This is a genomic window from Blautia sp. TF10-30 (genome assembly GCF_003481245.1).
Lineage (GTDB): Bacteria > Bacillota > Clostridia > Lachnospirales > Lachnospiraceae > Fusicatenibacter > Fusicatenibacter saccharivorans.
Genome location: NZ_QUKM01000014.1, coordinates 41,473 through 64,817 on the forward strand (window position 1 = coordinate 41,473; position 23,345 = coordinate 64,817).

The 23,345-nt window shown below is 51.2% G+C and carries 17 protein-coding genes, 1 tRNA gene and 1 riboswitch; of the genes, 4 read left to right on the plus strand and 14 right to left on the minus strand.

The genetic code is table 11. The annotated features are described in order from the left end of the window. Nucleotides 1-56: 56 nt before the first annotated feature. A tRNA-Lys gene (locus DXD02_RS12235) sits at nt 57-129 on the minus strand. Between the two features lie 210 nt (nt 130-339). Next, nucleotides 340-489 (minus strand): hypothetical protein, encoded by a 150-nt coding sequence (locus DXD02_RS15485; RefSeq protein WP_156327623.1) that lies wholly within the window; start codon nt 487-489, stop codon nt 340-342. Between the two features lie 177 nt (nt 490-666). Between DXD02_RS15485 and DXD02_RS12240 the strand changes: the two genes are divergently transcribed. After that, nucleotides 667-2,034, plus strand: coding sequence for an MATE family efflux transporter (locus tag DXD02_RS12240; protein ID WP_117510099.1), 1,368 nt, complete (start codon nt 667-669; stop codon nt 2,032-2,034). Nucleotides 2,035-2,131: 97 nt separating this feature from the next. Here the strand turns inward: DXD02_RS12240 and nrdD are convergent, their stop codons facing one another. Further along, nucleotides 2,132-4,267 (minus strand): anaerobic ribonucleoside-triphosphate reductase, encoded by a 2,136-nt coding sequence (nrdD, locus tag DXD02_RS12245; RefSeq protein WP_022461695.1) that lies wholly within the window; start codon nt 4,265-4,267, stop codon nt 2,132-2,134. Between the two features lie 171 nt (nt 4,268-4,438). Further along, nucleotides 4,439-5,287, minus strand: a complete 849-nt coding sequence (gene dapF / locus DXD02_RS12250; RefSeq protein ID WP_117805222.1) for a diaminopimelate epimerase — start codon at nt 5,285-5,287, stop codon at nt 4,439-4,441. A 205-nt stretch (nt 5,288-5,492) separates the two neighbouring features. Here dapF and DXD02_RS12255 point away from each other — a divergent pair, with 205 nt between their 5' ends. Then, a complete protein-coding gene (locus tag DXD02_RS12255; RefSeq protein ID WP_117801548.1) occupies nt 5,493-6,818 on the plus strand; it encodes a hypothetical protein in 1,326 nt (441 codons plus the stop codon). Between the two features lie 59 nt (nt 6,819-6,877). Then, entirely contained in the window at nt 6,878-7,798 is a 921-nt protein-coding gene (gene trxB, locus DXD02_RS12260) for a thioredoxin-disulfide reductase (RefSeq protein WP_117510103.1), read from the plus strand. Nucleotides 7,799-8,371: 573 nt separating this feature from the next. On the opposite strand, the gene DXD02_RS12265 is transcribed toward trxB, so the two are convergent. The 5 genes from DXD02_RS12265 to DXD02_RS15325 form a co-directional block, all read right to left on the minus strand. Further along, nucleotides 8,372-9,469, minus strand: a complete 1,098-nt coding sequence (locus DXD02_RS12265; protein WP_118666908.1) for an ABC transporter ATP-binding protein — start codon at nt 9,467-9,469, stop codon at nt 8,372-8,374. A 6-nt stretch (nt 9,470-9,475) separates the two neighbouring features. After that, nucleotides 9,476-10,537 (minus strand): FecCD family ABC transporter permease, encoded by a 1,062-nt coding sequence (locus tag DXD02_RS12270; RefSeq protein WP_243001844.1) that lies wholly within the window; start codon nt 10,535-10,537, stop codon nt 9,476-9,478. Between the two features lie 11 nt (nt 10,538-10,548). Beyond that, complete coding sequence (locus DXD02_RS12275; RefSeq protein ID WP_243108248.1) at nt 10,549-11,913, minus strand: ABC transporter substrate-binding protein; 1,365 nt, start codon at nt 11,911-11,913, stop codon at nt 10,549-10,551. A gap of 79 nt (nt 11,914-11,992) precedes the next feature. After that, nucleotides 11,993-15,763: a hypothetical protein gene (locus DXD02_RS12280; RefSeq protein ID WP_118666909.1), complete on the minus strand. Its 3,771-nt coding sequence runs from the start codon at nt 15,761-15,763 to the stop codon at nt 11,993-11,995. A 59-nt stretch (nt 15,764-15,822) separates the two neighbouring features. Beyond that, complete coding sequence (locus DXD02_RS15325) at nt 15,823-16,035, minus strand: hypothetical protein (RefSeq protein WP_119188919.1); 213 nt, start codon at nt 16,033-16,035, stop codon at nt 15,823-15,825. 7 nt (nt 16,036-16,042) lie between these two features. Further along, nucleotides 16,043-16,246: riboswitch (cobalamin riboswitch) on the minus strand. Nucleotides 16,247-16,365: 119 nt separating this feature from the next. Here DXD02_RS15325 and DXD02_RS12285 point away from each other — a divergent pair. Further along, nucleotides 16,366-18,132, plus strand: coding sequence for a DUF885 domain-containing protein (locus DXD02_RS12285; RefSeq protein ID WP_158580141.1), 1,767 nt, complete (start codon nt 16,366-16,368; stop codon nt 18,130-18,132). Between the two features lie 90 nt (nt 18,133-18,222). Here the strand turns inward: DXD02_RS12285 and DXD02_RS12290 are convergent, their stop codons facing one another. From DXD02_RS12290 to DXD02_RS12310, 5 genes are all read right to left on the minus strand, one after another. Continuing rightward, entirely contained in the window at nt 18,223-19,692 is a 1,470-nt protein-coding gene (locus DXD02_RS12290; protein ID WP_022461704.1) for a hypothetical protein, read from the minus strand. A gap of 175 nt (nt 19,693-19,867) precedes the next feature. Then, nucleotides 19,868-20,638 carry a TrmH family RNA methyltransferase gene (locus DXD02_RS12295; protein ID WP_055228546.1) on the minus strand — a complete coding sequence of 257 codons (771 nt, stop codon included), beginning with the start codon at nt 20,636-20,638 and terminating at the stop codon, nt 19,868-19,870. A gap of 11 nt (nt 20,639-20,649) precedes the next feature. Next, nucleotides 20,650-21,306, minus strand: coding sequence for a potassium channel family protein (locus tag DXD02_RS12300; protein WP_118660467.1), 657 nt, complete (start codon nt 21,304-21,306; stop codon nt 20,650-20,652). 15 nt (nt 21,307-21,321) lie between these two features. Continuing rightward, on the minus strand, nt 21,322-22,707 hold the full coding sequence (locus DXD02_RS12305) for a TrkH family potassium uptake protein (RefSeq protein ID WP_117801552.1): 1,386 nt from the start codon (nt 22,705-22,707) through the stop codon (nt 21,322-21,324). 8 nt (nt 22,708-22,715) lie between these two features. Then, nucleotides 22,716-23,255 carry a hypothetical protein gene (locus DXD02_RS12310; protein ID WP_118666911.1) on the minus strand — a complete coding sequence of 180 codons (540 nt, stop codon included), beginning with the start codon at nt 23,253-23,255 and terminating at the stop codon, nt 22,716-22,718. Nucleotides 23,256-23,345: the final 90 nt, after the last annotated feature.

A 23,345-nucleotide genomic window follows, 5' to 3' on the forward strand; every position in this document is an offset into this window, starting at 1 on the left:
AAACAAGAAAAACACCGTCCCCGCAGCTCTCAGGTCTGCAAAAACAGTGCTTTCGATGCGCCTTCAGGGACTCGAACCCTGGACAAATAGATTAAGAGTCTACTGCTCTACCAACTGAGCTAAAGGCGCTTACTTTTGTTTTTCTGTGTTTCATTGGATGATCCACTCGCTGAACACAAATAAGATTATAAAGGATTCTGCCGAAAAAAGCAACCTTTTTTTCACTGTTTCTTTACTTTTGTTAAAAACAGCGAAAACAGGTCTTATAATTCTATTAAATTTCACAATTTTTTCGTATATTTCCGTTTGTTTCGATGACGGCTCCAATGGCAGCCGAACCTACTTCCGTTTCTTATCTTTCTTTTTCAAAAGCTTCTCCAGCTCCTGCATGGATTTCTGGATTTTATAAAGACAGCCGCTGCCGGCATATTTATTCTGATAGCAGAAATCCTGGAGTTTCTGCTGAAGGAAACCTGATTTTCTGATCAAACTTCTTCTCCGCTTTCCGGCGTACCGGACACGGGCACCGGAAAAGTTCTTTTTCTTCTATATTATACAGGGAATGTCAAAAATGACCAGAAAATAGCTTGTTTTAGCCATTGTTTTCCCATTTCCTTTCCGCTATAATACAGCAAAAACTACTATTTATACTTTGGGGGAATTTTTATGAAAACACGAATGAATTTTAAGGATGAATTTTACCAGAAACTAAAACTCCTCGTCCTTCCGATTGCGATCCAGAATTTTATGCTGGCTCTCGTCAGCGCAACGGATGCGATCATGCTGGGCTGGATTGATCAGACTTCGTTGTCTGCTGTTTCACTGGCCGGACAGGTGCAGTTTGTTTTGAGCCTTTTTATCTCAGGCATCGCGGCGGGCGCCGGTATTATGGCAGCGCAGTACTGGGGGAAACAGGATGCCGCTTCGATCGAAAAAGTGATTCCGATCGCACTTCGCACCAACCTGCTGTTCTCCGGCCTGTTTACCATCCTTGCCGGTTTCTGTCCCGAAATGCTGATGCGCATCTTTACAAATGATGCGGCCCTGGTTGCAAGCGGAAGCCAGTATTTACGCGCTGTTGCACTCTCCTACGTACTCTGCGGTATTTCGCAGGTCTATCTGATCCTGCTGAAAAACACCGGTCATGCAGCAGTCAGCTCCCGCATCAGTTCCACTGCGGTTGTACTGAACATCATTTTAAATGCCATCCTCATCTACGGTCTTTGCGGTGCTCCGGCACTTGGGATCCGCGGAGCAGCTTATGCAACGGTAGCTGCCCGCGTTGTGGAACTGATCTGGGCTTATCTCGAGACAAAGAAACCGGAGCGTGTACGGATTCTCTGGAACCGCCTCTTCTCTTCCGCAGGGAAAATACTTTCAGAAGACTTCTGGCGCTACACGCTTCCCGTGCTTGCGGCCTCCCTCGTCTGGGGAATTGCCTACGTTCTGTACTCCGTTATCATGGGCCACATGGGAAGCGATGCTGTTGCAGCAAACTCGATTACCTCGATTGCAAAGAGCCTCCTCTCCTGCCTGATCCGCGGTGTGAGCGGCGGTGCCGGTGTTCTGATCGGAAACCTGCTCGGTGCAGATGAACTCGAGAAAGCACGCGAATACGGCGGCCGCCTGACGCATCTTGCAATTGCCATCGGCGTTGTGACCGGCGGTCTTCTGATGTTGATCTCTCCTGCAATCGTCCACTTCGCTCCGCTTACCGATACCGCGGCAGAATATCTGCAGTACATGCTTCTCTTCTGCGGTCTGAACTTGATGGCACAGTCGGTCAACACCACCGTTCTCGACGGCATCTTCTGTGCCGGCGGCGATGCGAAATTCGATATGCAGGGAAATATCGGCGCGATGTGGTGCTTTTCCGTACCGCTTGGTTTCCTCGCCGCGTTCTGGCTGAAGCTGCCGGTCATGGTTGTCTACTGTATCGTAAACCTCGATGAGATCGTGAAACTGCCTGCGGTTTATCTTCATTATAAAAAATACGTCTGGGTACGCAACATCACCCGCGATATCGAAGAATAATTGCCGAACTATAAAATCCCCTGCGGAAAATCCAAACCGAATGGATTTCCCGCAGGGGATTTCGTTCTTTTATCGTATTACAAATATCGCAATGATTTTACATCGATTTTCTCTCTGCAATTTCCGCCATCTTTGCTTCATTCAGACGTGTGTCGCCATGGACACGGCTGTAGGAAAGATAGCCGTTCATACGGTCGATCTTTGTCAGGTTCTTGGAACCGCAGACCGGGCAGACATCCATGTCGAGTTCCTGGTGGCCGCAGTCATCGCAGTAAGCCAGGGACAGGTTGACGCCCTCGTAGTAGCCAAGCTCCATCGCACGCTCGATCAGTGTCTTGATCGCGCCTTTGTTGTAGCCGACCGGATAGCGCACGTACTGGATTTTTCCGCCGTTGCAGAGCTCCCAGAAACGTCCCTCGAGATCCTGTTTCTGGATCGGGGTAATGTCCTCGGTTACGTGGCAGTGGAAACTGTTGCTCACATACGGGCGGTCCGAAACGTTGCGGACGATGCCGTACTGTTTGCGGAACTGCTCTATCTGCAGGCCGCACAGGGATTCTGCCGGTGTGCCGTAGATCGCATAGAGGATGCCGTCCTCTTTCTTAAACTCGGCAACCTTGTCGTTGATATATTTCAGCGTGTCAAGTGCGAACTGTCCGTCCTCAACAAGAGATTTTCCGTTGTACAGCTCCTGCAGCTCGTTCAGCGCCGTGATACCGAACGATGCGGTCATCGGCTTTAACAGCGGGCGGATCTTGTCGGACGGTTTTAAGTGGCCGCCGTAGAAACCTCCCTCACAGTAAGCCAGCGGGTTCGTGGATGCACGCATCTCGCCGAGGTAATCGTAGGTCCGTTTGTGCAGATCGCGGATCATCTCGAGGTAGAAATCAAGCACTTCGTGGAAATCGCGGTTCTCGGAACGGGATTTTGCCAGGATCATCGGAAGATGAAGGGAAACGGCTCCGATGTTGAAACGTCCGACAAAGACCGGTTTGTCGTTCTCATCTGCCGGCTCCATGCCTCCGCGCTCGTACCACGGGCTAAGGAAAGCACGGCATCCCATCGGGCTGATGACTCTCTTGTATTTCTTGTACATCTCGGCGATGTAGCCCTCGCCGCTCATCGACAGCCAGTCCGGATACATGGTTTTAGAGGAACAGTCAAGTCCTGCCTCAAAGACATCTTCTGCGATGCCGCCCTCTCCGTGAATTGCCTTGTCATATAAGAAGACGATTTTCGGGAAGAGCACCGGCTTTTTGTGGCCTTTCTTGCCCTGTCCGTTTTTGTGGACCTCAAGAAGGGAGATGGAAATCATCTTCTCGAACATGCTCGTTCCAAGGCCGAGGGTCACGGTAACGAACGGATAATCACCGCGGGAAGATCCAACAGTGTTCAGTTTATACTCAATTCCCTGCCATCCCTGATCGCACTCTCTTCTTACTTTGTCGATCGCATACTCGATGGCTTTCTCCTGTGCACCCTCCCAGGATGCGTCGGTATATTTCAGGAACTCTTTTACGTAGTAATCGTAGCTCTTCTGTGCGTACGGAGCAAGGATCTTGTCCACCTCCGGCACGGTAAAGCCGCCGTACTGCTGTGCAGCGGTGCTGAGGACGATATCGCCCATGACATCAAATGCGGTGTCGAGTGTCTTCGGCTCGTTGTACCAGACATTTCCCATCTCGAAACCGCCTTTTAAAACGTTTCCGACATCGAACAGACAGCAGTTCATGGTATCGAGACGTGCGGACTGGTCGTGGATGTAGATGTAACCGTCCTTACAGGCCTGCAGCTCGTTGCGGTTCATGAAGAACTTGCGGTACAGCTCTTTGTTCAGCTCGTTGAAAATCAGGCTTCGCTTCGTTGCAACGAGGGCGCTGTCGGTGTTGGCATTGCTCTTGTCGCCGATGTAGCGGATGGACTGGCTCTTCGTGTAGACCTCGTCCATCATATGGATAAAATCAGTTTTGTAATTGCGGTAATCGCGGTAGCTTTTTGCCACAGCCGGGTTTACTTTTTCGAGTGCTCCCTCCACGATATTGTGCATATCGCTGATCGGAATTTCGGTCTTTCCAAGGGAATATACGTGCTCGGTTGCGAACTTACAGATAAAGTCAATCTCCTGCTGTGAGAAGGTATACAGGATTCTCTGTGCGGATTTATTTACGGCACGGACGATCTTCTGCGCGTCGAATTCTTCTTTGGTGCCGTCCTTTTTGATAATATAAACCATTGTGGTGTCCTCCAATTCAAACACTATATCTTGTGTGTCCCCCACCCTTTTCTTGTAGCGGGCACCACATATTGTAGCATGTTTCTTTTGAAAAGAAAAGGCATTTCCTGTAAGTTTTTATTTTCAGAATATTGCATACTGCTCTTTCGTGCAGACAGAAATCTGCATTTTTCAAATTCGTTCTGCAAGCGTTCCTTCAAAAACGGTCTCGGCCGGGCCGGTCAGAAGGACCTTATTTTTCGTCCGGTCCCATGTAACGAAAAGCCTGCCGCCGCGCAGTTCTACGGCAGTTTCTCCCTCCGAAACACAGCCGGAAAGCATCGCCGCGACGGCTGCCGCACACGCTCCCGTTCCGCAGGACAGCGTTTCACCGCTCCCACGTTCCCAGACTCTCATTTTTATTGTGTGTTGATCTAAAGTCTGGATAAACTCTGTATTGATACGGTCCGGGAAGCAGGAAAGGTGTTCAAAAGCGGAACCGGTCTTTGCAATGGATATTTTTTCCACATCTTCCACCGGAATCACCGCATGCGGATTTCCCATCGAAAGGCAGGTCATCGTATAATTTTCCCCGCACACGGTAATTTTATGCTCCAGCACATATTCCCCCAGAGAAACAACGGGGATCTGTGCGGCGCGGAATTCCGGCGTTCCCATCTCCACTGTCACCTGACAGATCTTATTCGGATTCTCCCCCGTCTGCAGATGAATCACACGGTTTCCGCTGCCGGTTTCGATAGTCAGCGTCGTTTTTCTCGTCAGCCCATGCTCGTACACGTATTTTCCCACACAGCGGATGCCGTTGCCGCACATCGCGCCCTTCGAGCCGTCGGCGTTGTACATTTCCATCGAAAAATCTGCTGTTTTGGATGCCCCGATCAGAATCAGCCCGTCCGCGCCGATGCCGAAATGGCGGTCACTTACCGCTTTTGCCAGCCGTCCCGGACTCTCCACCCGCTCCTCCATGGCATTTACATAGATATAATCATTTCCGCAGCCCTGCATTTTTGTAAAACGCATACACAGCCTCCTCCCAGACTTCTGCCCTTTCCAGTTCCTTACTAAATATGTATTCCGTACCGCGCTTTTGAAAAACCATTTTTCTCAAATCCGCTTCAGACATTGGAAAACGAAGCGGAATGTGATAGAATAGGGGGAACTGATATCGTTACTTACATGAAGTAACTCTCAAATATTTTTAACCATTTATTATGAGGAGGTTTTGATGAAAAAATACCGTTGGGTTTTAACAGCAGTATTTGCCGCTTTCCTCGTGGGAACGAGCGGCTGCGGAAAGAAAACAGAAACGATTCCGATCACAACCATCAGTCAGAGTACCGACGATGACGACCCCAAAGACAATCTGGCGGCCTCCGGCGATTCCGATGAGATTCCGGAATACGATGTGGATCTCTCGAAGAACCTGAACAGTTTTCAGCTTGCCATCTGGGGCGATACATACGAAGTTCCGGAATCCTACGCGGATTTTACAGCGCTTGGCTGGGTCTACAGCGGCGACGACACAAAGGAAATCCAGCCGGAATCCTTCTCAGAGGGCGAAAGCTTTGAAAAGGACGGAAACCAGATTACCGTCGATATTGCCAATCCGGACACCACGGCAAAGCCAGTGGCGGAATGCCTGATCGGAGGCATTCACATCGATACCTCGACCGCTGAGGGTCAGAATATCTATGTCGGCCTGCCGAACGGCGTCACCCTGCAGCAGTCGCTGATGGAGGATGTGGAAAGCATCTACGGTGCGCCAAAGGACCGTTATGAGGCCGATACCTCTGTGCAGTTCACGTATGAATACGGGCTGTACCAGACGATCACGCTCGGCTTCGATAACGAAACGGGAATTCTGTATTCCCTCGATATGCAGAACTTTACGACCACGGCTGATGCAGAAGCGCTCGATGGTGTCAGCGATGCCACAACACCGGAAGTGGAGGCCTACCAGGCACCGGAAGCCGACAGCAGTAAAATCAACGACTGGACCGTCCGCTTTGACGATGTACTCTACCATCTTCCCGTTCCGGTCAGTGAACTTCTGGACCACGACTGGACCGTCAATACGAAAGAGTCCGATACGGCCGTTTTAAACGGAAAATACGGCTACGTCACGCTGGAAAAGGGCGGTCAGAAGCTTTACTGCACCGTACATAATTACGGCGCGGAGGCGACGACAGTACGCAACTGTTTTGTTACTTCGCTGTACGGCGATCTCGATACGACAAAGATTCCGATTTCAATCACAAACGGCATCACGCTCGGCACTTCCGAGAGCGATTTTCTGGCGAAGGCAGGGGATGCCAAATCAGAAAAAACGGAAAAAGAGGATAGTAACCTGACACTCTACACATTCTATAGTGATGACGAAAAGCTGGACTACACTGAAATCGGCATCGACAACGATCTGAAGCTGGTACGCAGCATCAAGGTGGTTCACAACCAGCCGGAAGCGCCGGAAGAAGAAGCCAAAAAAACTTCCGCGGAAGATTCATCTTCCGTTTCCGACAGTCAGGAACCGTCCGAAACACCGGCTCCGTAACGATACTTTCAGAAAAATGGCTGCATGGCAGCTTACTACAGACGAAAACGAGGATTTTTATGGAAAACTTATACGACGTTATCATCATCGGCTCCGGCCCGGCGGGTCTTTCTGCCGCGATTTATGCGAAACGCGCAAAGCTCTCCTCTCTTACGATTGAGGCAAACTTTGCAAGCGGCGGCCAGGTGCTGAATACCTATGAAGTAGACAACTATCCCGGCCTTCCGGGCATCAGCGGCATGGATCTCGGAAGCACGCTGCGCGCACACGCTGAAAAAATGGGCGCGGAATTTTCCCGTGAGCGTGTGAAGGAGCTTGTTCTTGACGAAGAGATCAAGATTGTCCGCACGAGAAAAAATGAGTATCATGCCAAAACGGTCATTCTTGCAACCGGTGCGGAGCACCGCGCGTTAAATGTACCTGGTGAAAAGGAGCTCTCCGGCATGGGCGTCTCTTACTGTGCAACGTGTGACGGCGCATTTTTCAAAGACAAAACCGTTGCCGTTATCGGCGGCGGCGATGTCGCCGTGGAGGATGCGATTTTCCTTGCCAGAACGTGCAAAAAGGTTTACGTGATCCACCGCCGCGATGAACTGCGGGCAGCCGGTGTTCTCCAGGATGCACTGCTGGCACTGCCGAATGTGGAAATGGTGTGGGATACGGTTGTGGATTCCATCGAAGGAAACGAGATGGTGTCCGGCGTGAAGGTAACGAACAAAAAGGCAGGGGAAGCCGGTGTGATCACGGTAGACGGCGTGTTTATTGCCGTCGGCATCGTTCCGGTCTCCGCACTGATCGCAGGCATCGTAGAAACCGATGAGGCTGGCTACATCAAAGCCGGCGAAGACGGTGTGACGAGCGTGCCGGGCGTGTTCGCCGCAGGCGATGTCCGCACGAAGCAGCTCCGTCAGATCATCACTGCAGCCGCCGACGGCGCGAACTGTGTGACTTCGGTAGAGAAATATCTGATCAGCCACTGATGGCTTCTTTCGAATAGAATACGGCAAAAGCAGGCATTCTTCGTATTGTACGGAGAACTGCCTGCTTTTTTCTGTTTTTCCGTAGTTTCTGAAATCTGAAAAACCTTTCATGTCAGTCGTGTAAAACTTTAAAACCTCTTTTTGTCGAAATTGCACAAAGAAACCGGTTTTTTCCCACACGGGCCAATTTTATAAACATCCCGTCCACAAGTTATCCACATAGTTAACCACCGAAAACATGCCTAAAAACAAGTTATACACCGAGTTATCCACATTATCCACGAAAAACGGTGTGGAAAGCATGTGTTTAAATTTTGCGAAATCAGAACGCGTGTTTTGGTCATAACAGAGAAAACCGTTATTTCGCCAAAAGATTTTACAAAGCACTTGACTTTTTAAGTGTCAATCTCTGTTGGTTTTTGACTTGAATTGTGTGAATTTTTCGTACAATTTAATATTACATTTTTCGTGTTCTTTTGCTGTTTTTACAATGGCTGCAAAAAGAAAATCTCCTGTTCGGAAAACGATTGTTTCGTTCCCATACAGGAGATTTTGATTGGATTTTTCTTTGTTTTACTCTGCCAGCTTTCCAAGCCGCTTTGCTTCTGCCCTCAGCTCTTCGATCCGGCGGTTGCACATGCCCACCGGGACGCCGGTGTCGATGACACGTTCACAGCTCTTCATCAGCTCGCAGGCGCGGGCAAATGCCTCGTTGCCGATCTCCTGAAACGGTGCTTCGGTTACCGTCTCCATCGCCAGAATGCGGGCGAGCTGGTAATCGATATCGTTCGTATACAGGACGCCTGCCGCAAACGGGACATTTTCCTTCTGCAGTTTCCGGAACACCGGGATTCCCGTTCCGCCGCCTGCGAGGACAAAGACGCGCGGTGTTCCCTCCGGCCGCGGCAGCTCGATGCTTCCGAAGCACGGGTCAAACGAACCATTGTCAATCTCGTACAGTTCGCGGATGATATCCTCGCGGAAAATTGTCTCCGGTGCGCCGAAATGGGAAATAGCATCGCCCTTGACGCAGATGATCTTATCTGAAATTTTCTGTGCCAGATCGATCTCATGCAGCGACATGATGACGGTGATGCCCTTCTCCTTTGCCATGCGGCGCAGAATCGCGAGCAGTTCCAGCTTGTGGCGGATATCGAGGAAAGAAGTCGGCTCGTCGAGGATGATGACCTCCGGCTCCTGACAGATCGCACGCGCAAGAAGCACTCTCTGGCGCTGGCCGTCGCTGATGGCGTTGAAATCGCGGCCGCCGAGCTCTTCGGCATGAACGGCGCGCATCGCCTTCTCGACCTTCTCCTCATCCTCGCGGGTCAGCATGCCGAGCCGTCCGGTGTACGGATAGCGGCCCGTTGCCACAATATCGTGGCAGGTCATCAGCTCCGGCTTCATGCGCTCCGTCAGCACAACGGCCATCTTCGTGGACAACTCGCGGAACGAAAGCTCATGCAGGTTTTTCCCGTCAAACTCCACATTTCCGCCGACCAGCTTTAACTGGCGGGTGATGCTTTTCAGAATCGTTGATTTACCGGAACCGTTCGGTCCGATCAGCGTAACGATCTCGCCTTTTTCGATGCTGATGCAGATATCTTTGATCAGCGGCTTCTTATCATAGCCGACCGTCAGGTGGTCCAGATGAAAATAATATTCATTCATATTCTCTTACCCCCTTTTCCGGCGCAGCATCATGAAAATGACGACCGGCGCACCAAAGATCGATGTGACCGTACTGATGGACAGCTCCAGCGGTGCAAACGCCATACGCGCGATCAGGTCGCACATCATACAGAAGACGGCTCCGCCGAGGAACGTTCCCGGGATTACGACGAGCGGACGCGATGTGCCGAGGCTCTGTTTGACGAGGAACGGGACGGCAATGCCGACAAACGAAATCGGACCGGCAAATGCGGTGACGCATGCGGAGAGAATACTCGAAAGCAGAATCAGCGCGATGCGGAATACTTTGATGTTGACACCCATGCTCTGCGCATACGCCTCACCGAGCTGGTATGCACCGATCGGTTTTGCCATCAGGAACGTGATGACAAAGGTGATGCCGATCACAGCCGCAGAGATCGCTACGTTGCTCCAGCTCATGCCGGAGAAGCTTCCCTGTGACCAGCCGTGGAGGTTGACGATATCGGAATCCTCCGCGAAGGTGACAACAAAATCCGTGACCGCCGAGCAGATGTAACCGATCATAATACCGCCGACGAGAAGTCCTGCCATATTTTTGATCCGTCGGGACATCAGCAGAATGAAGCTGACGGAGAGAAGGGATCCTAAGAATGCTGCAACAATCATCGTGTAAGATGTGATATTGCGCGCCCGCTCCAGATAAAAGATCATGGTCAGCGCCACGACCATTTTGGCTCCCGAGGAAATTCCAAGAACAAACGGACCGGCAATCGGGTTTTCAAAGAAAGTCTGTAAAAGGAAGCCCGACAGGGACAGAGCACCGCCTAGGATTGCCGCCATCAGAATACGCGGAAGGCGGATTTTCCAGATAATATTGTACGCTTTCCCCTCTCCGGTCCGCCGCAGCAGAATCCGGAAAATTTCCGGAATCGAAATATTTACGTTTCCGGAATTGATATTCAGCACGGTGATGGCGGCGAACGCCAGAATCAGCACCAGGAACACAGCGGCATACCGCGAACGGCGCCGGAAGTTTTCCATATGGAAACTGTTCTCTTTTCCTGTCATATTTTTTTTCTCTGACATACGTTCCTCCATCAGGATAATTTTCTTAAGAATACCATCTGATCCGGATCGCCGCCCGTTACCAGAAGGTTAATGTCGTTGGTAAACTGTGCAATTTTATCGGTTGCCTGATACATCGATTTCTCGGTTGTCCAGACGTTGCCCTCTTTGACTGCTTTGTAATCGGCAAACATGGAATCCTTTGCCAGCAGGTCGTCCAGGGTTTTGACGGTGGAATCGATGCTTGCGTTGTAGATCAGGTAGTCCGCATCTTCGGCCGTATCGTAGAACTGCTCCATCGTGATCGGCACGGATGTTTTTCCGCTGTCGTCCTGGAGATCACGGAAGGCGTTGCGCGCACCGCCAAGCTCGATCATGTTGGAAATATAGTCCTCCGGGTTCCGCACAACGGCAGCTCCGCTCGTATTAATATAGAAGAAAGCGACCGTTTTTTCGGTATTCTGGAAATCCTTCAGATTTTCCACAACACTTGCCTGATTTGCAAAGAAGTCGGCTGCCTCCTCCTCTTTGTCCAGCATGGCACCGTAGAGTTTGATCCATTCGGTTCTGCCAAGAGGCTGGGATTCGTAGCTGGAACGGTCGATGAAGACCGGAATATCGAGCATCTCGATCATCTCCTGTACCTTCGGGGAATGGAGGATCATCGTGGATTCAATGGCCAGATCACAGTTCTCACTGACCAGAAGTTCGTAATCCGGCTCACTGTATTTTCCGGCGAAGATCATCGTTCCGGCATTCATCGCGTCAACGGCATCCTGTACGTACCAGTTGTCTGCGGTTTCACCGGAGAGACGAATCGTATCGAGGGAGTCGATGGCATCGAACAGCGCCATCGGAGAGGTTGCTGCCATGTAGATGCGTTCCAGCGGCTGATGGATTACAATTACGTCGGAATCGAGGTCATCCGGCGCCTCTTTTCCGTCCGGGACGAGCAGATACTGCGCGCCGTCTTTGACATCGATCAGTTTATAGCCGTCTGTGCAGTAGTATACGTTAAAGCACTCGGCGTAATTCAGGACCATCTGGCTCTCGATGGTGATTCCGGTGATGTCCGGTGCGTCGCTCACATCGTCTGTCGTTGCGAAACCATCCGCGGATGCGGTATCACTCCCGGAGGTGCTGCTCGCAGCAGTGGCTTCGGAGGTGCTTTCACTTTCAGCCGTACTTTCCGAGACGGATGTGCTCTCCGTCCGGCTTTCGGAAACGTCTGCTGCGGATGCTGTGGATGTGCTGCTCTCAGAAACTGCCGAAGTGCCCGACGCGGACGATGTGCTGCTTCCCGTTGATGCGGTGCTGCCGCAGGCCGTCAGTGACATCGCTGCTGCAAGAAAAAGTGCGGCCCATTTTTTCAGCTTTCTTTCGTTTTTTCCTGTCATTTGATATTCCTTTCTTAAAGAAAAAGCCGCTGCCATACGGCAGCAGCCCTTTCTCATTTTTTGCTGCAAATTATTGTACTTATTTATTCTCTTCTGCCTTTACCATCTGCTGGAACAGCTCGTTTGCCTGATCCTCGCATCCGAAGATCACGCCGTAGACTTTCAGCCACTCTGCTTTCGCAAGATCGGTCTTCTCGTCTGCGGAACGGTCAACCAGCATCGGAATGGTCAGGGTTGCCAGACGCTCTGCGGTGTCGGACAGACGCTCATTTTCCTCTTTCAGAAGTTCTTCCGTAGTCTTGTCTTCGTCTGCTTTCTCATCCGTTGTCTTATCGTCTTTATCGTCCTTCTGATCCTCAGCTTTGGTATCTGCGGTCTCGTCGGCTGCGTCAGTATCTTCCTCATCTTTTGCATTTCCCGGAAGGAACTCAGACGGAAGAATTGCAAAGTCAATTTCGTCTTTTACCAGAGCTTTGTAGTCCAGATCATCGAATGCTCCGTCGAAGGAGATTTTTTTGTCTTCCATTGCTTTTGCAATTTTTTCGATCTGGCAGTCTTTCTGCTCCATGCCGACTGCTTTAATGCTCTCTGCTGCGTCTAACTGCTCGTCGAGAAGTTTCAGGGCATCCTCAGATGCTACGTATGCTTTCTCAACCGGAAGCTGGATCACGATCATATCTTTGTCCAGTCCTGCCGGAATCTCAACATCTTTCGGAACGATCAGATATTTGACAACATTGCCTTCGTACAGCTCTTTCGTCTTTTCGGTCAGATCTTTCGCTTTCTCAGTGCTGGTCTTTTTGGAATCGGATGCTGCTGCCGCTTCTTCCTCGTCGGTTGCTGCTGCGGTATCCTCTGCTGCTGCGGTATTGGTATCTTCTGCTTTCTTGTCGTCCTCGGTCTGTTTCTCCGGATCACGCTCGGTATCTTTTGTCATATCGATCTCCAGCAGGGTGATACCTTCGTCGTAATGATACATCTTGAAGTACTCTGCGTAAGCAAGTTTTGTCTCTGCTTTGTATTCCAGTCCCATGATCTCCGGAGCGGTGGTATCCAGCTTGGAGTTATCGGTGCTGATCGTGGAGATTGTTCCGTCTGCTTTTACAAATCCTGTGCTGGAAGAAGTGCTGCCGCCCTTCTTTGCTGCTGCCAGGGAGATGAAGATGTTGTAGGAAATCTCATGGGCAACGGACATTCTGGTGGTCATACCGATGATGGTATTGTTCTTGTTCAGCTCAACCGGAATGGTGAAGATGCTGCTTCCGCCGCTGACATTTGCCATGTATTTATTTCCGTTTGCTTTTACATATCCGTAGTACGGACTGCTGAATGCGATCGTTGCATAAGCCTGTCCGTTCGTTACAGTAATCTTGCTGCAGGAGATGGTTACCTTTCCGGATCCGCCGGAGAAGGAGAATCCGTCTGGTGTGTAAACGCCGTCTGCCAGTGTGGTTGCACTGTCTACTTTGGATGTGCCGCCGCTTAAGTCAGACTCATATTTGGATTCCTGCTCCGGTTTGGTATCGGCCGGTTTCTGGGTCGGTGCCGGAGTCGGAGTGCTGGTCGGTTTTACAACCGGTGTCTCGGATGGAGATACGGTTGGGGTCTTGGTCGGAACGAGGGTTGGTTTCGGATCGTTGGAATCATCCGACGGCAGATCTCCGGTCTTTTTCAGGCTGGAGGATGCGATCGTGATGGTTCTGTCAAACCATTTGCCGCTCTTTACTGCGTGAGCTGCCACTGCCAGGCCCTGATCCAGTGCTTCTACCGGAATTTCAAACTGCAGTCCTGTTTTGGTCTCGCCGTTTAAGGTGTACTCACCTTTTCCTTTGGATGCAATCCATGCACTCTTATCTGCTGCTGCATCTGCTGCTGTTCCCAGATACAGGTAATTGTAACCTGCTCCGCTTAAGGTGATAAGTGCTGTCATTTTTCCATCTTTTGCAGTCAGTTTTACTTTGACTACTTTAAACATTGCTGCACCAGTCTCAGCAGTTGCTTCGTAGATACCGTCTGCAATTTTGTTTGTCTCATCTGCCGGAAGATCTGAGGTCTTTTTCAGACTTGCTGATGCGATGGTGATGGTTCTTGCATACCATTTGTCCCGTTTTTCAGAATGGGATGCAACGGTAAGCGGCTGATCAAGTGCTGCTACCGGGATTTCATACTGCATTCCGGTTTTGGTCTGTCCGTCATCGGTCGTATAATCCGCTGTTCCGATGCCCGCGATCCATGCGCTCTTATCTGCAGCAGCTGCCTCTTCCGGAGTTCCCATATACAGGTAGTCATAAGCAACACCGCTTAAGGTGATCTTAGCTTTCATATCACCATCTTTTACGGTCAGCTCCACAGCCACTACTTTGAACATCTGAGCACCCGTCTCGGCGGTTCCGCTGTAAATGCCATTTGGAACTTTAGATGGCTTCGGGGTCGGCGTTGCGGTTGGTGCCGGGGTCTCAGTCGGTTCCGGGGTTACGGTCGGTTCCGGGGTTGGTGTAACATCTGGTGTTTTCGTTCCCGGAATCACAAAGTAAAGCTGCTGTTTCGTATACCAGGTTCCGTCTTTCTTTCCAAGAACAATCGGAACGGTTGTGCCGGCTTTGTCAGCATCTACTTCAAACGCAAAGGAAAAACCGTCGTTTGCTTCCTGCATTCCCTGAATAACCGGTGCTTTTGCAAGGTCATCATTATTTCCAAAATACAGTTTATCAAACGATGTGTTGTTTGTTTTCAGGGTAAGAACAAGTTTGTCGCCCTTGTTGATCATGGTCGCCTCAGAGATGAGGAACATTTTGAATGCTTGACCGTTGTCCTTTACAACAGGTGCTTCTACGCTGACTGGTGTCTCGGAAGAATCATCGCCTGGTGTTTCACTCGGGGCCGGGGGCTCGGTCGGTTCCGGGGTTACGGTCGGGATTGCAGCGGTGCTGTGGATCGTAACAGTTTTATCAGCCCATGTTTTTTTCTTGGCTGAGCGAACGGCAACATCCATCTGTTTGTCAAGCTCTTCCACCGGAATTTCAAAACGATATCCGGTCTTTTCTGCACCGGTCTTCGTATCCGTATAGGTTTCGCTTCCTGTCGGAGCAATCCAGCTCTTTTCATCTGCTGCGGCAGCTTCTGCTGCTGTTCCCGTATACAGGTAATCATAGCCGGTTCCACTCAGCAGAATGGATGCTTTCAGTTTTCCATCTTTTACGATGAGTCTGGAAGAAATCACACGGAACATGCTTCCGGTTGCTTCTGCAGAAGTCTCATACTCACCATCTGCCGGTTTTGCTGCTTCCGCTGCTTTTGTTTCTTTCTCCTCGGCTGTATTGGATGCCTCATTTTTGGTTGTTTCTTTTACTTCCGTTTTCGGCTGTTCTGCCGCCGGACTGGTATTCTCTTTTACAGCATCTTTGGTTTCTTCTTTTGCCGGTGTTTCTTTTTTAGCATCCTGGGAAGTCTCATCTGCTGCTTCCGGCTCTTTTTCTGTGGTATCGGCAGTCTCTTCACCGTCTTTTGCAGTGTCCTCTGCAGTATCTTCCGAAGCATCCTCATCTGCAGATGGTGTCTCGGTCTCGTCAGATCCTGCCGGTGTCTGATCCTCTGCAGGCGCAGCCGGTGTTTCCGTCGGCTCTTCTGCCGGAGTCTCTGCAGTGCTTTCACTGCTCTCGGTTTCTGCCGGTGTTGTTTCCGGTTCTGCCGTCTCTGCTGTTTCTTCGCTCTGCAGCGCTTCCTCTGCGGCTGCGCTGCTTTCTGTCTGTGCTGCTTTTTCCTGCGTATCTGCTAATACGCTGGCAGTCGGGCTCATGATCATGGACGCCGACAACAGCAGTGCCAGAAATTTGCTTGAATTTCCTTTCATAACTTCTCCTTTTCTTCGGATATCCTTCGCGCATCTGCTCCGGATTCCGTCTGACTTTTTCAGGCAGCTGGGCGGTGCCTGTCCCCGTCAATGATGTCTCCCTGCAAGTAATCTTGTTTTTGAGGACACATTTTTTCTGCGAAAAGACAAACAGACATCTGCTTTTTCTGCAAAAGAGTTTCTCCACCGGAGCTCTTTTTCGGACGCATGGCGACAAAAAAGCAGATGTCCGATTTTGCTTCGTACATCTTTCCATGAATATATGCTTTCATCGGAAGCGATTCACTAACCTTTCCAGCAGGTTTCCTGACTCGCAGATCTTCACGGCAGCCGCGCCTTCTCATGCGTTTCGCACAATGGCATTTCTGCAGCTAACACTCCCTGCTTACAGTGACCGGATCGCTCAGGATTTCCACCTGATTCCCTTTTATCTTCGCGGATTCTTTTTCAAATCCGTTCCGCACTGAAAAGTCCCTTATTTCATTCGTTACTGATTATAGCAAAGCCGTTTTGGAAAGTCAAATGAAAGGCCACGGAAAAAGCGCATAAAATCAGCATTTTTTTCATACTTTATGATAACTGTCCGCACCGGAGCCTATTCTATGAAACCAGCTTCTCTGCACCGCCGCATCCTGTTCCCTCTGCTTCTGTGCGGCGGACTTCTTTTCGCCCTGCTGTTCTGGTATTTTTCCCCGTTCTTTTCCCCTGGTGAGAACCGCCGGTTTTCCGCGTATGTGGAGGAACGGTTCCACTCCGAGGTAACCTCTTCTGCCATCACGCTCCACTATACCCTCGCTGATCCGGCTTCCCGCGGAATTGCCCCCAGCACCGCCTCGTTCGGCACGGTTTCCATCCCTGACCGCACCTCATATGATGCCCTGCTGCAGAGTGTGGAAACAACGCTCACATCCTTTCATCGCAACCGCCTCTCCGCGGAAAATCAGATCACGCTCGATCTTCTGCTCTACGAGCTGGACTGCGAGAAAATGCCGGGCAGCACCAGCCTTCTTGCGGAACCGCTCGGTCCGTCGCTCGGGATTCAGGCACAGCTTCCCATTCTGCTCGCAGAGTACCCGTTCCGCACACAGCAGGATATCGCCGATTACCTCCATCTTCTGCAGGATCTCCCGCGCTATTTCTCCGACCTCATCGCACTCGAGCAGGAAAAATCCCGGCAGGGCGTGTTTCAGAATGACCTTGCGGTCGATGGCATTATCCGCCAGTGCAGTGCTTTTCTCGCCGACGCGGATACACCGGAAAGCCATCTGCTCCACACCGTTTTTCAGAATAAACTGCAGGCGTCTTCACTGTTTTCTGAGGCGGAAAGGAATCTCTGTCTGCAGACGCATGAAAAACTCCTTACCTCCTGTGTTTTTCCCGCCTACCGCTCTCTTTCCGATGCGCTTTCTTCACTCTGCGGCAAAGGAACGCAGAACGCCGGCGGTCTTTCCCGGCAGGAAGACGGACTTTCCTACTATGCGTATCTTCTCCGCAGCCGCGTCGGTGTTGACGCTTCACCGGAGGAGCTGACCCGCCTTTTAACACAGCAGCTTGCGGACCAGTGTGCCGAAATGCAGATCATTCTCGATCAGAATCCGTCGCTCTCCCTCTCAGAGCAGGCGCTCGTGCTGCCGTTCTCCACGCCGGAGGAAATGCTTGCCGATCTGCAGAATGCCGTTTCTGAAGATTTTCCCGTTCTTTCGGGTATCGCATACGAAGTAAAGACCGTGGATGACTCTCTCAAGGATTTTTTAAGCCCCGCCTTTTATCTCACACCGCCCGCCGATGTCAATTCACCCAACTCCATTTACCTGAATCCCGCGGATGAGATGACCGGCATCGAGCTGTATTCCACACTTGCCCACGAGGGCTTTCCCGGCCATCTGTACCAGACCGTCTCGTTCTCGCGCTCCGACCCGCTTCTGATCCGCCGTCTCTACGCGCCGTCGGGTTATGTGGAAGGATGGGCAACTTACGTTGAATCATATGCCTGCCGCTACGCCGCACGTAATCTCGATGCAAACACGCAGGCGCTCTGCCGTCTCTGGTATCTGAACCGCTCGGTGCATCTTACCCTCTGCTCGCTGCTGGATCTCGGAATCCACAGCCAGGGATGGCTCCTCTCGGATGCGTCAGCCTTTCTGGCGCAGTTCGGCATCACGGATGCGTCGGCCGCTGCCTCTTTATATCAGTATATTCTCGAGACACCGGCGAACTATCTGAAATACTGTGTCGGATCGCTCTCGTTTTCACAGCTCCTCTCGGAAGTGCAGGAACAGGAAGGTGACTCATTCTCATTGATCGGTTTCCATGAAAAACTGCTCCGTCTCGGGCCTCTGCCGTTTCCGCTCGTAGAAAAATATCTGTAAACGGTTCGCCCTGCTGAAAAAAAGATCTCACAAACTTTCTTCTATAAATAATAGAAAGTTCTGTGAGATCTTTTTCATTTTCAAAATTCTTTAACCTAAATTGTAAAGAGATGGATCTGTCGGCCGCTGCGGATCAATAACAGAGGCAGAATCAAACAGATCGCTTGTTCTGTCCTCGCCGCCTCCGTAGAGGTTCTGGTACAGACGGTATCCATCCAGGTTTCTTCGTCCCATACGCAGGTAATTGTCTCTTACCTGAACGAAATACTGGGAGGAATCTACGTTGCAGTAGATGTTGAAGCCCTGACTCTTTAAGTAAGCAAACTTCTCATTGTCCATCGTGTAATCGTGCCAGTCGGAAAGATCCTGTCCATGTGCAAAGATGATGATATCGCTTCCGCCGATGAGCGGTGCAACATACGTCAGCCATTTCTCGGTATCCGCCTGGATCGTCTCGATCGGTTTGTCGCCGACACGGATATGGCCCCAGGTATGGCTTGCGAATGTCCAGCCGTCTGCTTTGATCGCATCGGCTACTTTTTTCGCCTCCTCGCACTCTTTATCCCAGTCGAAATCCGGGTGTGCATCAAGCCATGCTACCTGATCATCCGTCAGATCTTCTCTCGTCTTGTAATCACCGTCGGTGCGGTATCCGAGGATTCCATCGTAGCCGGTCAGTGCTACGGTTCCGCGCGCATTGTGGTATACGGCATCCGGATGCGCTTCGATAAACTGATCCATCAGCGGGATGCAGTCGTAAGCACCGGTCACAACAGTTCCGTCATCCTGAATGTATTCGCAGGTCGGTTTTCCGTCGTCGCCGACTACCATCTTGCTGGCAATGCCGCGTCCGTCGTAAGAGTGGTAATAGGAAAGGTCATCCAGAGAAAGAACGAATGCTTTCTTGCCCTCTGGCAGGTAAATGTCCCCTTCCTCGTAATGAACGGTTCCGTCATCATCTACGGTCTTTTTCACGAGATCGTTGATCGAAACCATGACATATCCTCTGTCGTACATCTGCTGGGTGATCGCGTTGAACTCATCCACGGTGGTCATCCACTGGCAGAAGCCTGCGGTCTGTGCGTTGTCCTGATAGAACGCTTTCTGCGGATCGACTACAAGAGAATGATAGAAAATGTGGGTTACTTCGTTGACGTTGACGCGCACACAGGCATCTCTCGTGCTGGTGTACTCTGCTACTTTTGTGATGATATCCGCGTCGGTCGCTGCGCCCTCTACGCTCTGGAGCTTTTCAATGGCTCCATCGTAATCGTATGTCTGCGCAAGTGCATCGGCTTCCGCCATAATCTGTGCTTTCGTTGTCGGCGCTTCAGCACTTCCCGTGCTGTCCGACGATACGGAACCGTCCACCTCTGCTGTTTTCTGATCCTCTTTTTCCTGTGCTTTCTGCTGGATTTTTTCTGTTCCTCCGGCCAAAGCCCAGATTCCAATGCCGAAGATGACAAGCAGAACACATAGAATTCCTGTTTTGATCATCAGCGCACGCTTCCGCTTTCTTCTTCGGAGCTCCTTTTTACTGATGTTTTTTTTCTCACTCATTTTTCCTTCCTCCCAAAACAGCTTTTGCTTTTCTGGCAAATATTACAGTTTTACCGGACTGACAGAAATTCAGCCCGGACTCTGCTCTTTCTATTTTAGCTCAAAATACCGGTTCTGTCGAGTAGGTTTCCGGCAGGTTAAGAGAAATGTAAGAAAACCGGTAACGCTCTTTCTTTTATGCGCGCTGGCCGTGTGCCTCATACATGAGAACGGCGGATGCAATCGCTGCGTTTAACGACTCCACTTTTCCTTCCATCGGAATACGGATCAGGCACTCGGCGGCCTCTGCCATTGCATCAGTCAGGCCGTTTCCCTCATTTCCGATCAGGAATGCCGTTCCTTTTGTGTAATCCTCCTCGCGGTAGGAATGCACGCCATGCAGATGTGCCGCGTACGTACAGATCTTCCGCGCTTTTAAGCCTTTTACAAATCCGACCGCATCGTCGACGATCAGAAACGGCATACGGTAGATCGAGCCCATCGTCGAACGGATCGTTTTCGGATTGAAGATATCCGCGGTACCGCGGCTCATGATGATGCCGGTGACTCCTGCGCCCTCTGCGGTGCGGATGATTGTTCCAACATTTCCAGGGTCCTGCAGATCCTCAAGTACCATCAGAAGCGGTGTCTTTCCGTTGTCCATCACCTCCTCTTCGGTGTAATGCGGCATGCGGATCACACTTAAAACACCCTGCGGCGTCTTCGTGTCGCACATGGACTGGAACACGCGGTCGTCCACTACTTCGTATTCTGTCCCGTCGGACGGCATTTCATGCATTTTGCTGCCGCTCTCAGACACATATACTTTTTTCAGCCATTCCCGCGGCGCTTCCTGGAACATTTTCCAGCCCTCCGCCACGAAAACATCCTGCTCCCGGCGTTCTTTTGCTTTTTTGTTCAGCGCAATAATGTTTTTTACCTGTGCATTGCTGCTGCTTGTAATCATGAATGGTCCCCTCATTTCCTGTTTTTCATCAATTTGGCAAGTTCTTTGTTTTCGCCGATCAGAATCAGCACTTCCTCTGCGCGGAGCAGCGTCTTCGGATTGACCGTGACACGGATGTCTTCCCCGTCCTTGACGGCGATTACGTTGATACTGTATTTCTTCCGCAGATCCAGCTCCTCGAGGTTATGCCCCGTCCACGCTTCCGGCACGGGAAGCTCTACCATGGAGAACGAATCCGACAGCATGAAGAAGTCCTGGAAGCCACCGGAAATCAGGCTTTTTCCGAGGCGGATGCCCGTCTCACTCTCCGCCATCACGACGCGGTCCGCGCCGACTTTTTTCAAAATATTGGCATGCATCTGGCTCATGCCCTTTGCGATGACGAGCGGCACGCCCGCCTCTTTTGCCTGCAGGGTGGCGAGGATGCTCGACTCCATATTTTCAGAGATGCCGACGATCACGACATCCATGTTGCTGATGCCAAGCGATGCAAAAACACGGCTGTCGGTGATGTCCGCGCGCGCCGCATATGTGACGAGATCGGCGATCTCCTGTACCAGCTCCGGGTCTTTATCGACCGCGAGCACTTCTTTTCCTGCCTGCGCCAGCGTCGTCGCCACGGCGAAGCCGAATTTTCCAAGTCCGATGACTGCGTATTGTTTACTCATGTTTTTTCTCCTCTTTTATCCAATCAGCACCCTCTGTTCCGGGCGCTGGATATCCACATCTTTTCTTCCGCTTCTCCGCCGCAGTGCAATGGCCAGCGTAACCGGTCCAAGACGTCCCATGAACATGACCAGAATTACGATGATTTTTCCCGCCGCCGGAAGTGTCGGCGTAAGCGACCGCGTCAGTCCCACGGTTGCCACAGCGGAAACGATCTCATACAGGCAGTCCAGCAGAGGACTTCCGGTGACAGAGATCAGAAGCACCGTCGCGGTGAATGCCATCGTCAGTGCGAAGAAGAAAATAACGACCGCGGTGCGGATGTTTTCTTCCATGACCTTCCGTCCCCAGACCACGGTGTCGGAATCGCCGCGGATGTAGGATGCGACGACCACGAGCAGAATCGCAACAGTCGTCGTCTTGACACCGCCCGCCGTTCCCATCGGAGAGCCGCCGATGAACATGAGGATCATACTTACCATCGCGGAGCCGTCCGAGAAGTTTGCCTGCGGGATCGTCTCAAAGCCGGCGGTTCGCGTCGTCACGGACTGGAAGAAGGCCGCCATAGCCTTCTGCGCCGGTTTTAAGCTGCCAAGCGAGGATGCGTTGTTCCAGTCCAGCGCGAGGATCAGAAGCGCCCCGCCGAACAGAAGAATGACTGTTGTCGTCAGAACCAGTTTGGTGTGGAGCGTGAAGCCGCGCACGAAGTTTTTCCGGGTCCGTTTTCCTTTTACAAGATCCTGCACGCGCTCCAGCACTTCCCACCAGACCGGAAAGCCAAGGCCGCTTAAGAAAATCAGGCCCATCGTCGTAAAGTTGATGAGAGGGTTCGTCACAAACGGGGCGAACGAGGATTCCCCGACGAGGTCAATTCCGGCGTTGCAGAAGGCGGATACGGAGTGGAACAGGCTGTAGCCGATTCCCTTCCAGAAACCGTATTCCGGCACAAACCAGAAGCTGTAGAAAAAGGCTCCCGCCAGCTCCACCGCCGCCGTGCCGATCAGCAGCTTCCGCACAATACCGACGCTGCCCTTTAAAACCGGCAGATTGTAAGTGTCCTGGATCAGTTTACGGCTCTGCAGACTGATTTTCCGGCGCAGGATCAGAAACACCATCGTCAGGCACGCCATGATGCCAAGACCTCCGAACTGAATCAACCCGAGGATCACAATTTTTCCAAAGGTACTCCATGTCGTCGCCGTCGGAACGGTGACAAGGCCCGTCACGCAGACAGATGTCGTTGCGGTAAACAGGGCGTCGAGCCAGTAAACGCTTTTTCCGTCCGCCGCAGAAACCGGCAGGCAAAGAAGAATTGTCCCCAGCAGAATCACCGCAGCAAACCCCAGCATCATAATCCGCTCCGCCGGTGTGTGCCATTTATTTTTGCTTTCTTTTTCGGCCATCGCTCCTCCTATTCTGCCGCTTCATTTTCTGCTTCACTGCTGTAGTAGAGCTTTCCGGTCTCACTGTCCGTCACGGTAATATCCGCAAAATATTCCCCGCAGGAACCCTCACACTGGTAATAGACGTCAAACGAAACCGTCATGTCATCTTCTCCTTCCAGGTATTCCGCGTGAACCTGATTTTTCGCGGTCCGCGTCGTTCTGCTCCACACTTCATCATCCGCAAGAAGCTCCTTTTTGATCTTCACAGGAAATTCACTGGATGCAATTTCGTGCTGATTGGACTCGTTTTTGATCCGGTAATAGAGATTCATGTACAGCCCGTCATCTTCCTCATGGAAAAACCAGCCGTAGATATCATCCTCCGCAACAATCGTCGGCTGGATCAGCTCAGCGTTTGTTTTGGTCGTGAATGCATTCATCTCATGCGTAAACTCATTCTGCATCCGGCGATGCTTCATCAGCCAGCTGCCTTCCTTCACACCGGCCGCAGCCGCAGCAAGAACGACAGCGCCGATGCAAAGGCCAATGATTTTCTTTTTTGTCATTATTTAATTTCCCCTTTTCTTTTTGAAATACAAAAATAAGATACCCCTAAGAACATACTTATGAGTATCTTATCAGTTTGCACATATAAA

What these genes read in the sequence shown, in the direction of transcription:
- DXD02_RS12240 (WP_117510099.1), top strand. Translation starts at nt 667, where the DNA reads ATGAAAACACGAATGAATTTTAAGGATGAATTTTACCAGAAACTAAAA.
- DXD02_RS15325 (WP_119188919.1), bottom strand. Translation starts at nt 16,035, where the DNA reads ATGAAAGCATATATTCATGGAAAGATGTACGAAGCAAAATCGGACATC.
- DXD02_RS12280 (WP_118666909.1), bottom strand. Translation starts at nt 15,763, where the DNA reads ATGAAAGGAAATTCAAGCAAATTTCTGGCACTGCTGTTGTCGGCGTCC.
- DXD02_RS12295 (WP_055228546.1), bottom strand. Translation starts at nt 20,638, where the DNA reads ATGATTACAAGCAGCAGCAATGCACAGGTAAAAAACATTATTGCGCTG.
- DXD02_RS12290 (WP_022461704.1), bottom strand. Translation starts at nt 19,692, where the DNA reads ATGAGTGAGAAAAAAAACATCAGTAAAAAGGAGCTCCGAAGAAGAAAG.
- dapF (WP_117805222.1), bottom strand. Translation starts at nt 5,287, where the DNA reads ATGCGTTTTACAAAAATGCAGGGCTGCGGAAATGATTATATCTATGTA.
- trxB (WP_117510103.1), top strand. Translation starts at nt 6,878, where the DNA reads ATGGAAAACTTATACGACGTTATCATCATCGGCTCCGGCCCGGCGGGT.
- DXD02_RS12310 (WP_118666911.1), bottom strand. Translation starts at nt 23,255, where the DNA reads ATGACAAAAAAGAAAATCATTGGCCTTTGCATCGGCGCTGTCGTTCTT.
- DXD02_RS12270 (WP_243001844.1), bottom strand. Translation starts at nt 10,537, where the DNA reads ATGTCAGAGAAAAAAAATATGACAGGAAAAGAGAACAGTTTCCATATG.
- DXD02_RS12265 (WP_118666908.1), bottom strand. Translation starts at nt 9,469, where the DNA reads ATGAATGAATATTATTTTCATCTGGACCACCTGACGGTCGGCTATGAT.
- DXD02_RS12285 (WP_158580141.1), top strand. Translation starts at nt 16,366, where the DNA reads ATGAAACCAGCTTCTCTGCACCGCCGCATCCTGTTCCCTCTGCTTCTG.
- DXD02_RS12305 (WP_117801552.1), bottom strand. Translation starts at nt 22,707, where the DNA reads ATGGCCGAAAAAGAAAGCAAAAATAAATGGCACACACCGGCGGAGCGG.
- DXD02_RS12255 (WP_117801548.1), top strand. Translation starts at nt 5,493, where the DNA reads ATGAAAAAATACCGTTGGGTTTTAACAGCAGTATTTGCCGCTTTCCTC.
- DXD02_RS12275 (WP_243108248.1), bottom strand. Translation starts at nt 11,913, where the DNA reads ATGACAGGAAAAAACGAAAGAAAGCTGAAAAAATGGGCCGCACTTTTT.
- nrdD (WP_022461695.1), bottom strand. Translation starts at nt 4,267, where the DNA reads ATGGTTTATATTATCAAAAAGGACGGCACCAAAGAAGAATTCGACGCG.
- DXD02_RS12300 (WP_118660467.1), bottom strand. Translation starts at nt 21,306, where the DNA reads ATGAGTAAACAATACGCAGTCATCGGACTTGGAAAATTCGGCTTCGCC.